The sequence below is a fragment of the Pseudomonas sp. 05T35 genome, from assembly GCF_056396605.1.
In genome coordinates, this window is sequence record NZ_JBFTLU010000083.1 from 1 (window position 1) to 12,754 (window position 12,754).

Consider the following 12,754-nt stretch of genomic DNA (forward strand, 5'->3'; position numbering starts at 1 on the left):
GCCCAGGTGTCCGCCTTCGCCGGCATGCGGGTTGAGTCCGCAAACGAGGATGCGTGGCTGGGCGATGCCGAATTTTTGTTGCAGGTCGGTGTGCAGAATCCGTGTGACCCGCTCCAGGCGTTCAGGGGTGATTGCATCGGCAATCTCCCGCAACGGYAGGTGCGTGGTAACCAGCGCGACTCGCAAGCCGTGTGTGGCGAGCATCATCRCCACTTGAGGAGTGTGGGTCAGGTCTGCGAGGAACTCGGTGTGGCCGGAGAAGACAATGCCCGACTCATTGATCACGCCCTTGTGCACAGGGGCGGTGATCATTCCGGCGAAGTGCCCGTCCAGGCAGCCCTGGCCGGCGCGGGTCAGGGTTTCCAGGACAAAGGCGGCGTTGGCCTTGTCCAGTTGACCGGCGGTAACCGGTGCGCTGAGCGGTGTATCCCAGACATACAGGCTGTTGGCCGGCGCAGGAACGTCCGGCCAATTGTCCGGTGTTACCGGCAGCAAATCGACAACCACGCCCAGCTGCGCGGCCCGCTCAAGGAGCAGGTCGCGGCTGGTAATGGCAATCAGGGGATGTGGCTGGGCTTGCGAGGCGAGTAGCAGGCACAGGTCAGGACCTATGCCGGCTGGCTCGCCGGGTGTCAGCGCAAAACGCTTGGGGTTCACTTCGCTGCCTGGTCGACGCCAGGGAGCTTGATTTCAACGTAGGCTTCGTCACGGATCTGACGCAACCAGGTTTGCAGCTCTTCGTCGTATTTGCGGTTACGCAGTACGGTCATGGCCTGCTGTTCACGGGCCTGGTTGGTGCTGTCGGTGGCGCGGCGGCCAAGGACTTCCAGAACGTGCCAGCCATATTGAGTCTTGAACGGCTTGGACAGCTGACCTTGTTGGGTCTTGGCCATTACTTCGCGGAATTCCGGCACCAGTGCGTTCGGGTCGATCCAGTTGAGGTCGCCACCGTTAAGGGCGGAGCCCGGGTCTTCCGAATAGCTTTTTGCCAGTTCAGCGAAGTCTTCGCCCGCGGAAATGCGATCGTAGAGTTTCTGCGCCAGACGCTTGGTTTCTTCTTCGCTGCGGATTTCGCTTGGCTTGATCAGGATGTGGCGAACGTGTACTTCGTCACGCACCTGATTGCCGCCGCCGCGTTTTTCCAACACTTTGAGGATGATGAAACCGCCTGGTGTACGTGCCGGTTGAGTGATTTCACCCACTGACATCGCGCTCAGCTCGCGGTCGAACGGAGGTGGCAGTTGAGCGGCTTTACGCCAGCCCATGTCGCCGCCTTCCAGTGCGTTGTCGCTTGCCGATTTGGCGATGGCCAGTTGAGAGAAATCAGCACCCTGCTTGAGTTGCTGATAAATCTCCATGGCCTGACGTGCAGCGGTCTGGATCGCTTCCGAATTGGCGCTTTCCGGGGTTGGGATCAGGATGTTGGCCAGGTGCAATTCTTCAGAGAGCTGCACTTTACCGAGGTCGGAGGCGAGGAAGTTTTTCACTTCCTGTTCGGACACCTGAATCCGCTCGGCCACACGGCGCTGACGAACGCGGCTGATGATCATCTCGCGACGGATCTGGTCACGAGCGTCGTCGTAAGACAGGCCGTCGTGAGTCAATGCCGCACGGAACTGATCCACCGTCATGTTGTTGCGCTGGGCAATGGTGCCAACGGCCTGGTTCAGTTCTTCATCGGTAATGCGGATGCCGGAACGCTCGCCGATCTGCAGTTGCAGGTTTTCGACGATCAGGCGTTCGAGCACCTGCTGTTCCAGCACGCTGGTTGGTGGTGTGCCGCCACCGCGCTTGGCGATGGTTTGCTGAACTTCATGAACCCGCTGGTCCAACTGGCTCTGCATGACCACGTCGTTGTCGACGATAGCCACCACTTTGTCGATGGACTGTACCGCGGCGTTAGCCGCGGTACCCAGGAACAGCGCGCCCAGCAGCAGCGGGCGCAGACAATCAGAAAGCTTGGTCTTCACGTTCACGATAACCTTGAATGCCTTTGTCGAGGAAGCTCTCTACCTTGGCGCCAGTAACGCCACCGAGACCTTTCAGAACAATTTGGAGGAAGACGCCATGGTCGCCTTTTTCGTTTTGCGGGGCTTCTTGACTGAACTCGTCATACGACACCCAGTAACGGTTGATCAGGCGCAGTTTCCAGCAGCAGTTGTCGTACTCGAAACCACCGAAGGCTTCCAGGGTGCGGTTGCGGTTGTAGTCGTACTGCCAGCGGCTGATGGCATTCCATTGCGGCACGACAGGCCAGATCACCGAGAAGTCGTGCTGTTTGATCTTGTAGTAATCCTTCACGAAACCAGACGTACCAGGGGTGCCATAGTCACCGCCACCCACAGTCCACTTACCCGTCGTCTGGTCGTAGCGAACCATGTCATTGCGATAGCGGTAACCGGCGTTGATGACCTTGTTCGGGTTGTCTTCAGGCTGGTAGTGGAACATCGCGCTACCCGAGCGAGGTTTACGGCTGTCCGGGTCCCAGTTGTAGTCGGCTGTGGTCCGCCAATCGCGGTTCCAGTGATATTCATATTCCAGGGCGTACGGCGAGACGTTGGAGTGCGCATCGGCACGGGTTGTTGCATCGATACCCGGCAGTTGTACTTTGCGGTCCTTGAAGTACATGGCCTGGCCAACGCTGATGCGTTGACGTTCGAAGCCGTTGTCTTCGATCCAGCGGTTGGTCACGCCCAGCGACAGTTTGTTTTCGTCGCCGACGCGGTCGGAGCCCGAGAAGCGGTTGTCGCGGAACAGCGAGGCGTAGTTGAACGTGTACTCGCCTGTGTCGAATACCGGGATATTGCTCTGGTCTTTCTCGGGAACATAGAGATAGTACAGGCGAGGTTCCAGGGTTTGGCGATAGTTCTTGCCGAACCATTGGGTATTACGGTCGAAGTACAGACCGCTATCGATGCTTGCGATAGGAACCGCACGACTCTGATTCCGGCTGTAGGTGCCGAGGAGGCGATCCTGTTCCGCGGTCTGACCGGCGACCTGGCCTTTACCTGTGCTATCCAGGTCAAGATCGTACTGAGTGTACTGATACTTGAGCGTTGGTTTCAGGAAGCCATAGGTCGCGTTGAGTGGAAGACTGATGCTTGGCGCCACATTGAGGCGATTGCCGTTGGCGCGCGCCACGCCGAAGACGTTTGTATCGAGTCGGTTACTTGCAATACCGTCCTGGTCGTAAAATTGCCCTGTTTGCAGGCTCCGCTCAAACCGCACGGCTTCTGTTTCGTAGGCGAAGTTCAGTCCACCAGGTTTCTGAGGCAGGAAACCATTGAAGGTGATCTGCGGCAGACGATTATAAGGCGTGATGTTCGAAATCGACGCCAGCTGGTAAGCCTGCAGGTTGAGGCGTGCATTGTAAGTGTCGCCACGGTAGGTGACCGAACCTTGCTGGTTCACGTAGTCGGAAACACTTTTGACGCCCAGCTGCCCGGTCTCCAGATCCTGGAAGTAGTACGGATCGCTGATCTTGGTGTAGTCGACCTGGGTGAATATCCGCGAATCCAGTCCGCCCTTGTGCTGCCAGTTGTACATGTAGCGGGTTTTTTCGTAGTCGGACTGTAACTTGCGTTCGGTGTCGTCATCGTTGAGGTACGCGGCGCCGAACTGACCTTCGCTGGACTTGGTCAGGTAGCGGAACTCGCCTTCCATCAACATGCCGCGCTTGCTCATGTAGCGCGGATACAGCGTGGCATCGTAGTTCGGTGCCAGGTTGAAGTAATACGGTGTTTCCAGCATGAAGCCGGTTTTGCTGCTGGTGCTGAAGCTTGGCGGCAGGAAGCCGGACTGGCGACGGTTATCTATCGGGAAATAGATATACGGGGTGTAGAACACCGGAATGTCCTTGACCCGCAGTGTCACGTTGGTCCCGGTACCGAAACCGGTCGCCGGGTTCAAGGTGATGTTGTTGCCCTTGAGCTGCCAGGCGTTGCTGTTCGGTTCGCACGTGGTGTACGTACCATCCTTGAGGCGGATGATCGCGTTTTCCGCACGTTTGGCATACAGCGCGCTGCCGCGGACACGGGATTTGTGCATCACGTATTCGGCGTTGTCGACCTGGGCTTCGCCGGTGTCGAGTTGCACTTCAGCGTGATCGCCGACGATCAGCGCGCCGTTGTCGCGCACGCGCACGTTTCCGTTCAGATCGCCACGGTTTTCGGCTTGATACAGGTTGGCTTCATCGGCCTCGACCTGCATGCTGCCCTGGCGCATGACCACGTCACCGGCGAGGGTCGCCACCTGTTCTTCCTGCTGGTAGCGGGAGGCTTTGGCGCCGATAAAGGTCGGGGCGTCACTTTTATTCGTCGTGTCATTCATGCCAGGACGAATTGGTTCGATATAGGAACCAGAGCAATAAGGACCTGTTTCAGCCAATTGGGCAGCGGTGAGCTTCTCACGCGGGACCCAGTCGAGGTGACTGTAGTCGGCGCTACGCGACTTCAGGGCGCGGCCCTTGGCTTCGGTGACCAGCACAGGCTTGTTGGCGGTTTCGCCACCTGCAGTGCTGCTCTCGGCCGTTGACTCGTTGCCCGAACGGACCGCGCTGCCCTCATGTACAGGGCGCGGTGGTAATTGGGCTGCGTTGGCTTTTGGCGCGCAGTCCCAGGAACCCGAAGCAGAGACTGAGCAGTCATACTGTTCCGCGGCGACCACGAACGAAGTGGCTAGAGGTTGCAGGGCCAGCAAACTGCCGGTAACCAACAACGGAAATTTTTTACGAAACGCGGGGGATTTCAATGCCATCTTATTAGTCCGGGCTTCCTGCGTGCCATCTGCCCGCGGTGTGGGCCGCACGCCTCTCGATGGTCTGAAAAAGATGCTGGATAATAAAGCATGACCCGCTTGACGGCTAGCGCCGTCGGAGACCCTTGTAATGCCTGAACAAGATGTACGCTTGCAACACCTGAAAGTTTGGCTCGATGAGCAATTGGCAACGCTGTTTGCCGAGCAAGGATGGGGCGCCGTACCCCCGGCCACATTGACTGCGGCCAGCAGCGACGCGAGTTTCCGCCGTTACTTCCGTTGGGAAGGCGCCGGCCGCAGCTTTGTCGTGATGGACGCTCCGCCGCCCCAGGAAAACTGTAAACCGTTCGTGGATATCGCCTTTTTACTGGCGAAATCCGGAATTAACGTGCCAAAAATCTACGCACAAGACCTTGAACGCGGTTTTCTTTTGCTCAATGACCTGGGCAACAAGACCTATCTGGACGTGATCGACAGCGAAAATGCCGACGATTTGTTCAAGGATGCCTTGCAAGCGTTGCTGGCTTTTCAGCAGTTGCCGATGGATGCGCCACTGCCCAGCTATGACGTGGCACTGTTGCGCCGCGAGCTGGAACTGTTCCCCGAGTGGTACGTGAAGCGCGAGCTGGGCATCGAGTTTGATTCGGCACAGCAAATGCTCTGGCAACACGTCAGCGACAAGCTGATCGACAGTGCCCTGGCCCAGCCCCAAGTACTGGTGCATCGCGACTACATGCCACGCAACCTGATGCTCAGCGAGCCTAACCCCGGCGTGCTGGATTTCCAGGACGCGGTGTATGGCCCGGTAACTTACGACGTGACGTGCCTGTTCAAGGACGCCTTTCTCAGCTGGCCCGAGGAGCGTGTGCGCGGTTGGCTGGCGGATTACTGGCAACAAGCGGCTGCGCTCGGTATTCCGGTTCAGCCTGATTTAGAAGACTTCCTGCGTGCCAGTGACCTGATGGGTGTACAGCGTCACTTGAAAGTGATCGGCATTTTCGCCCGCATCTGCCACCGCGACGGCAAGCCGCGTTACCTCGGCGATGTGCCGCGCTTCTTTGCTTATATAGAAGCAGTGATTGCTCGTCGTCCTGAGCTGGTGGAACTGGATGTGTTGCTGGCCAGTCTGCGCCAGTCGGTAGGAGTGACTGCATGAAGGCAATGATTCTTGCGGCCGGTAAAGGCGAGCGCATGCGTCCGCTGACCCTGACCACACCCAAGCCGCTGGTGCGCGTTGGCGGGGTGCCGCTGATCGAGTACCACCTGCGAGCGCTGGCGGCGGCAGGTTTCAGCGAGGTGGTGATCAATCACGCCTGGCTGGGACAGCAGATCGAAGATTACCTGGGCGATGGATCGCGTTATGGCCTGAGCATCCAGTACTCGCCGGAAGGTGAGCCGCTGGAGACGGGCGGCGGGATCTTCCGCGCCTTGCCGCTCCTGGGGGATGACGCCTTTGTGGTGGTCAACGGTGATATCTGGACCGATTACGACTTCACGGCATTGCGTCAGCCGATGGCGGGCCTGGCCCATCTGGTACTGGTCGACAACCCGGACCATCACCCGAGCGGCGATTTCAGTCTGGTCGATGGTCAAGTGCGGGACGGCCAGCCAGGTGCGCAAACGCTCACCTACAGTGGCATCGCGGTGCTGCATCCGAAGCTTTTCGCGGCATGCGCGGACGGCGCCTTCAAACTGGCTCCGTTGTTGCGCGACGCCATGGCGCAAGGGCAGGTGAGCGGCGAGCAACTGCGTGGGCACTGGGTCGATGTCGGCACGCATGAGCGTCTGGCGCACGTCGAACACTTGATAGAAGCGAGCTACTGATATGTTGTGGCCAGGGACTCTGATCGGAGCCGGAGCGGGCTTTGCGATAGCCAGCATTCCGGGGGCCATACTCGGTGCATTGTTGGGGCAGGCGCTGGATCGGCGCTTGCAGCTGCAAAGCCTCGGGCAGTTGCGTGAGCGACTCGGCGGTCGGCCGATGTTGCGTAACGATGAATTACTGTTTGTATTGCTGGGACGCCTGGCCAAGAGCGATGGCCGGGTGGTGGATGGTCATATCCACCAGGCGCGTCAGGAAATGCGTTCGCTGGACATGAGCGAATCGGCGCAGAAACGCGCAATCGCGGCGTTCAACCGTGRCAAGTCGGGGCATGATCACTTGCGCAGCTACCTGCGCCGTTTAAGCGCGCAGCCGCATGCCGCCGAAGGTGTGTTGCGCGCCTGTTGGCGGATGGTCTGGGCTGACGGGCGTGCCGGAAGCGCGGAGCGTGAGCTGATTTCGCAGTGGGGCAAGTGGCTGGGCTGGACGCCGGAGCAGGTGCAGGCCCTGGCCAGTGATTACGAGCCGCACAAAAAAACACTGGTAAACAGTGCCGCGGCTTATCAGGAGGCGCTGCGGGTGCTCGGGGTGTCAGCCACCAGTGAGCCGTCGCAAATCAAGCGTGCGTATCGACGTTTGCTCAGTCGTCATCACCCGGACAAGATTGCCGGCAGCGGGGCGACTGCTGCTCAGGTGCGCGAAGCGACTGACAAGACTCGCGAGTTGCACAGCGCCTATACGTTGATTCGCGAGCGACGGAATTTTCGTTAACTGTCGCTGATTCTGTGGCGAGGGGGCATGCCCCCTCGCCACATTGGTTTACGGGGACTTCGGTGTATCCGCCGATCAACTCCCGGTGTTCTGCGGATTCAACCAACCGCGCACACGGCGGAACAATTGCTCCTGTTCGGCAGCACTATTACCCGGCAACGTCTTGAGCGCCAGCTGACTGAACGTCGAGGCCTTCAGGCGTTTGCTGGCCTGCAAACGCTCCAGGGCAGCGCTCTGCACCAGCACCTTGTCCTTGTAGTAGATGTCGAAGGTCGCCAGCTTCAAGGTGGTGGTCAATTCCGCCAGCCCGGGCTTCGCAGTCACGGGTGTCTGTGCGGCAACCATCACGAACTTCTCGATGCGCGATGGCTGTTTTTCACTCAGGTAGCGAGCAGCCCAATAAGCTCCCGTACCGTGACCGAGCAAGACGATGCTGTGAGCATTTTGTTGTTCGGCGAACGCAATGGCTGCGTCGATCCGTGCGTAGATCCGCTCGGCGTCAGCCTTGGCTTGCTCTTCGCTGGTCTCGGCAACCGCGCGATCGGCGATATCTCCTTCACCGCCGGCCACTTGCTCGATGGGCGGGGCGGTGCTGGCGTCTTTGCTGCCAGTCTCGGTTTTGGCCGGCGCGGGTGCGACGTTGACGACACGCGCTTGCGGGGCATTGCTTTGCAGGTCCGGCAGAGTAAGACTCAGGCTACCCCAGTCGGCATCGGGCAGTTTTTGCCGCAAAGGACTGATAGCTTGAGGCCAGTCAGCGGTTTCTCCAGCACCGGGGATGATAATCACCGCACCTTTGGGGGTGCTGGTATTGGCCGGTTTCCACAGCGCGAGAAAACTGTCACTGCCAGCCTGCAACGACTGTTGCTCTTGCGCGGGAACCGTTCGTTCGAGAGCGACGGCTTCTTCCTGGCTACGCTCTGGCAGAGGCTGGCGTTCGGCCGGTTTTACTTCGGCGGGCTTTTCCGCGGCAGCGGATGCCGGGGCGGCAGCCTGAGCTGAAAAGGCACAAGGCAGGATCAGCGACAGGCACAATGCTGGCAGTGCCAAGCGGTAGACAGGGGGCATCGGATATTCCAGGCCAGAAGTAATCCCGGCAGCCTAATGGGTTGGTCAGTATTTGTCAGTGTGTGAGACTTCGGATGATGCGTTTTCGCTGCCTGTTGGTTATCGGCTGTTGCTGGCTTCCCTTGATGGCATGGGCGGCACCGGCATTGCCTGCGCATGGGGCGCCGTTGAGCGTCGAGCAGCGCCAGTGGCTCGCCGAGCACAACGAACTGCGCGTGGGGGTGGTGCTGCAAGCACCTTTTGCACAGTACGACCGGCGCTTGCAGCGGTTGTCCGGAGCCAATATCGAATTGATGCAGTGGGTTGCCCGCTCGCTGAATATCGAGTTCTCGTGGCGCCACTTTCCTGATGTGGCGCAACTGGAAGACGCAGTACGCGAAGGTGAAGTCGACCTCGCGCCGGGTATGACCCAAACCCCCGCCGGCTTGCGTCTATGGCAATTCAGCGACCCGTACATGCGTGTGCCGCAACTGGTGGTCGGCGAACAGAAGGGCGCCGGTGCCATCGAACTGGAAAAACTCGACAGCCATTCGCGGGTTGCTGTGCGCATGCCTGGCGCGATTGCCGATTATCTACGCAACACTTACGGCAATCTCAACTTGCAGGGCGTGCCGACGGAGCGTGAGGCGCTGCAACTGCTGCTGGCTCAACAGGCCCGCTACGCTGTCGTTGATGAAGCCCAACTCAGCCGTTTGTCGATCGAACCCGAATTCTCCGGGTTGGTGGTGGTTGGCGATATTGGCTTGCCGCAATTGCTACGGGTGGCGACCCGCCGCGACTGGCCGGAGTTGGCCGGCATTGTCGAAAGCGCCTTGCGTGCGATTCCCGCCAAGGATCTTGAGCAGTTGCATGCGAGCTGGCTGCAACCCAAATACCCGCGCCTGAGCGAGTCGCCGGGGTTCTGGCAAAACCTTTGCCTGTTGTTGGCTGTGTTGTTCCTCAGCAGCATGGCCGTCGTGCTGTGGCAGCGCCGTCAGCAACATACTCTTGAGCAGCGTTTACTGGCAGCCCGCGAAGACATTGCCCTGCGCGAGGCCAGCGAAGAAGCGTTGCGCCTGACGCAGTTTTCGATTGATCAAAGCACGGTCGGGATCCTCTGGGTCAATTGGGACAGTCATGTGCGTTACGCCAACCGTGCGGCGGAGGCGATGCTCGGTTATGCACCAGGTGGCGTCATTGATCGGCCACTGATCGACTTCGAACCCGGGTTGCACATGGACCGTTGGTTGAGCCTGTGGAGGAGTGCCCGGGCCAGCGAGGACGCGCCGCAAAGTTTCGAAACCAACTGCGTACGCGCCGATGGCAGCATTCTCCCGGCCGACGTTTCGTTGAGTTTTTTGCGGTTTCGCGACAGCGAGTATCTGGTCGTTTACCTCAACGACGTTACCGAGCGCCGTCGGGCGTTGGCTGCCTTGCAGGAAAGCGAAGCACGGTTGCAGGGGATTGCCGCCAACGTGCCGGGCCTGGTCTTTCGCCTGGAACGGGCACCGGTGACCGGGCAGATCGACTTTGCCTACATCAGCGAGGGCAGCGAGAGCCTGGTGGGCTATTCACCGGCAACCTTGAGCCGACGCGACATGGGCCTGCGCAGTCTGGTACATCCGGATGACAAGGCGAGTTATCACCAGACCCAGGATCACGCACTGGACACTGACAGTGACTGGTCATGGCAAGGCCGGATTCTCACCCGCCAGGGTGAGCAGCGCTGGGCCGAGATCAAGGCCATCACGCGCCGGCTCGACGATGGTGCATTCGTGTGGGACGGGATTGTCTGGGACATCAGCGAGAGCAAGCGCATCGAGCTGGAACTGGCTAGCTCCCGCGAGCAACTGCGTGAACTGTCTGCGCACCTGGAAAGCGTGCGGGAAGAGGAAAAGGCCCGGATTGCCCGGGAAGTCCACGATGAGTTGGGTCAGATGCTGACGGTGCTGAAGCTGGAAACCTCGATGTGCGAACTGGCCTACGCCGATCTCGACCCAGGCTTGAGTGACCGTCTCAACAGCATGAAGCGCCTGATCGCCCAACTGTTCCAACTGGTGCGGGACGTGGCCACGGCCTTGCGCCCGCCGATTCTCGATGCCGGGATCGCGTCTGCCATCGAGTGGCAGGCCCGGCGTTTCGAAGCGCGCACACAGATCCCGTGTCTGGTGCAAGTTCCGGATAACCTGCCGACCCTCAGCGACGCCAAGGCTATCGGTCTGTTCCGGATTCTTCAGGAGGCGCTGACCAATGTCATGCGCCATGCGCAGGCGCATACTGTTGAACTGACACTGGTGCTGGAAGGCGACGAGTTGTGCCTGACGGTCAGCGATGATGGCGTAGGTTTTGTCGCCCCCGAAGGCAGGCCAACGTCCTTTGGGGTGGTTGGCATGCGCGAGCGAGTGCTGATCATGGGCGGCCAGTTGTCGCTGGAGAGTGAGCCAGGCGAGGGCACGACCCTGTGCGTGTGTGTGCCGCTGGATTGATGAACGTTAGTCGCCTGCGCCGTGGGTGTACCTTTGTAGTAGCTGCCGCAGGCTGCGTCTTTTACGGCGCTTAACCCATCAATGAGGAGAAAAGCGTGATCCGTGTACTGGTAGCCGAAGACCACACCATCGTCCGTGAAGGCATCAAACAGTTGATCGGCCTTGCCAAGGATTTACTGGTGGTGGGGGAGGCGAGCAATGGCGAGCAACTGCTCGAGACCTTGCGCCACATTCCCTGCGAGGTGGTATTGCTGGATATCTCCATGCCCGGGGTCAACGGGCTGGAGGCGATTCCGCGGATTCGCGCACTGAACAATCCACCGGCGATCCTGGTGCTGTCGATGCATGACGAGGCGCAAATGGCGGCTCGTGCGCTGAAGGTCGGTGCTGCCGGTTATGCCACCAAGGACAGCGATCCGGCGTTGCTGCTGACGGCGATTCGCAAAGTCGCGGCGGGTGGGCGTTACATCGATCCGGAACTGGCGGACCGAATGGTCTTCGAGGTTGGCCTGACGGATTCGCGGCCGCTGCATTCATTGCTCTCGGAGCGCGAGTTTTCGGTGTTCGAGCGCCTGGCCCAGGGTGCCAACGTCAATGAGATCGCCCAGCAACTGGCGTTGAGCAGCAAAACCATCAGCACCCACAAGGCGCGGCTGATGCAGAAACTCAACATCACCTCCCTCGCCGAACTGGTGAAGTACGCGATGGAGCACAAGCTCCTCTGAAGAACACCGCTATACCCTGTGGGAGCGAGCCTGCTCGCGATGAGGGCATGTCATTCAGCATCGATGTCGACTGACCCACCGCTATCGCGAGCAGGCTCGCTCCCACAGAGATCGCGTACGCATATCCATTTACGACATCTCTCAAGACCGTCTTTGCCGACTCTTGCGGCTTGCAGCTAACAGCATGCCGCTGCATATGCCAAAACCCGCCATCCTTGTAGGGGAATCCCTACAGTCAACCTTCCATCCGGCTGAGGCGATTCTCTCCTGCACCCCGATTTGCGCGGTCGGCAGGCTCCACTAGGCTTAGTCCTCAGCAGTCCTACATATAAAGAATACAAAGGTGCAGGTATGAGCGAGGTCGATTCAAGCGCTGGAGCGAATGATGTTCTGGTCAGCTTTCGTGGAGTGCAAAAGAGCTACGACGGCGAGAACCTGATCGTCAAAGACCTCAACCTGGAGATTCGCAAAGGCGAATTCCTCACCTTGCTCGGGCCGTCCGGCTCCGGCAAGACCACCAGTCTGATGATGCTCGCCGGTTTCGAAACACCGACCGCTGGCGAAATCCTGCTGGCCGGACGTGCGATCAACAACGTGCCGCCGCACAAGCGCGACATCGGCATGGTGTTCCAGAACTATGCCTTGTTCCCGCACATGACGGTGGCCGAGAACCTCGCGTTCCCGCTGACCGTCCGTGGCCTGAATAAAAGCGACGTCAGTGACCGGGTCAAGCGCGTGCTGAGCATGGTTCAGCTCGATGCGTTCGCCCAGCGTTATCCGGCGCAGCTTTCCGGTGGTCAGCAACAGCGTGTGGCCTTGGCCCGGGCACTGGTGTTCGAGCCGCAACTGGTGTTGATGGACGAACCATTGGGTGCACTGGATAAACAGCTGCGTGAACACATGCAGATGGAGATCAAACACCTGCACCAGCGCCTCGGCGTGACCGTGGTCTACGTGACCCACGACCAGGGTGAAGCCCTGACCATGTCCGACCGCGTGGCAGTCTTCCATCAAGGCGAAATCCAGCAGATCGCGCCGCCGCGCGAGCTCTATGAAAAGCCGAAAAATACCTTCGTTGCCAACTTCATTGGCGAGAACAACCGTCTCAACGGCCGTTTGCACAGCCACACCGGCGACCGCTGCGTGGT

At 59.5% G+C, this 12,754-nt stretch carries 10 protein-coding genes; 6 read left to right on the top strand and 4 right to left on the bottom strand.

Annotated elements, in window-relative coordinates; all coding sequences use genetic code 11:
• The 3 genes from AC1DH9_RS09040 to AC1DH9_RS09050 all read right to left on the bottom strand — a co-directional run.
• Window positions 1-657: 4-hydroxythreonine-4-phosphate dehydrogenase PdxA (locus tag AC1DH9_RS09040; RefSeq protein WP_477808064.1), on the bottom strand; the 657-nt coding region annotated here is incomplete at its 3' end.
• Window positions 654-1,970: a peptidylprolyl isomerase SurA gene (gene surA, locus AC1DH9_RS09045; protein ID WP_429538950.1), complete on the bottom strand. Its 1,317-nt coding sequence runs from the start codon at window positions 1,968-1,970 to the stop codon at window positions 654-656. The genes AC1DH9_RS09040 and surA, both read right to left, overlap by 4 nt.
• Complete coding sequence (locus AC1DH9_RS09050; RefSeq protein WP_427544831.1) at window positions 1,951-4,755, bottom strand: LPS-assembly protein LptD; 2,805 nt, start codon at window positions 4,753-4,755, stop codon at window positions 1,951-1,953. The genes surA and AC1DH9_RS09050 overlap by 20 nt, the downstream gene beginning before the upstream one ends.
• Before the next feature lie 130 nt (window positions 4,756-4,885).
• Between AC1DH9_RS09050 and AC1DH9_RS09055 the strand changes: the two genes are divergently transcribed.
• From AC1DH9_RS09055 to AC1DH9_RS09065, 3 genes are read left to right on the top strand one after another with little or no spacing between them, the layout of a single operon-like run.
• On the top strand, window positions 4,886-5,911 hold the full coding sequence (locus tag AC1DH9_RS09055) for an aminoglycoside phosphotransferase family protein (RefSeq protein ID WP_427544829.1): 1,026 nt from the start codon (window positions 4,886-4,888) through the stop codon (window positions 5,909-5,911).
• Window positions 5,908-6,579, top strand: a complete 672-nt coding sequence (gene murU / locus AC1DH9_RS09060; protein ID WP_427533029.1) for an N-acetylmuramate alpha-1-phosphate uridylyltransferase MurU — start codon at window positions 5,908-5,910, stop codon at window positions 6,577-6,579. The genes AC1DH9_RS09055 and murU overlap by 4 nt, the downstream gene beginning before the upstream one ends.
• A gap of 1 nt (window position 6,580) precedes the next feature.
• Window positions 6,581-7,348, top strand: a complete 768-nt coding sequence (locus tag AC1DH9_RS09065; protein WP_477808065.1) for a TerB family tellurite resistance protein — start codon at window positions 6,581-6,583, stop codon at window positions 7,346-7,348.
• 75 nt (window positions 7,349-7,423) lie between these two features.
• Here the strand turns inward: AC1DH9_RS09065 and AC1DH9_RS09070 are convergent, their stop codons facing one another.
• On the bottom strand, window positions 7,424-8,416 hold the full coding sequence (locus AC1DH9_RS09070) for an alpha/beta hydrolase family protein (protein WP_427544825.1): 993 nt from the start codon (window positions 8,414-8,416) through the stop codon (window positions 7,424-7,426).
• Window positions 8,417-8,490: 74 nt separating this feature from the next.
• Here AC1DH9_RS09070 and AC1DH9_RS09075 point away from each other — a divergent pair, with 74 nt between their 5' ends.
• The 3 genes from AC1DH9_RS09075 to AC1DH9_RS09085 all read left to right on the top strand — a co-directional run.
• Window positions 8,491-10,881, top strand: coding sequence for a PAS domain-containing sensor histidine kinase (locus tag AC1DH9_RS09075; protein WP_427544823.1), 2,391 nt, complete (start codon window positions 8,491-8,493; stop codon window positions 10,879-10,881).
• 95 nt (window positions 10,882-10,976) lie between these two features.
• Window positions 10,977-11,606, top strand: coding sequence for a response regulator (locus AC1DH9_RS09080; RefSeq protein ID WP_054598191.1), 630 nt, complete (start codon window positions 10,977-10,979; stop codon window positions 11,604-11,606).
• A 351-nt stretch (window positions 11,607-11,957) separates the two neighbouring features.
• Window positions 11,958-12,754: ABC transporter ATP-binding protein (locus tag AC1DH9_RS09085; RefSeq protein ID WP_477808066.1), on the top strand; the 797-nt coding region annotated here is incomplete at its 3' end.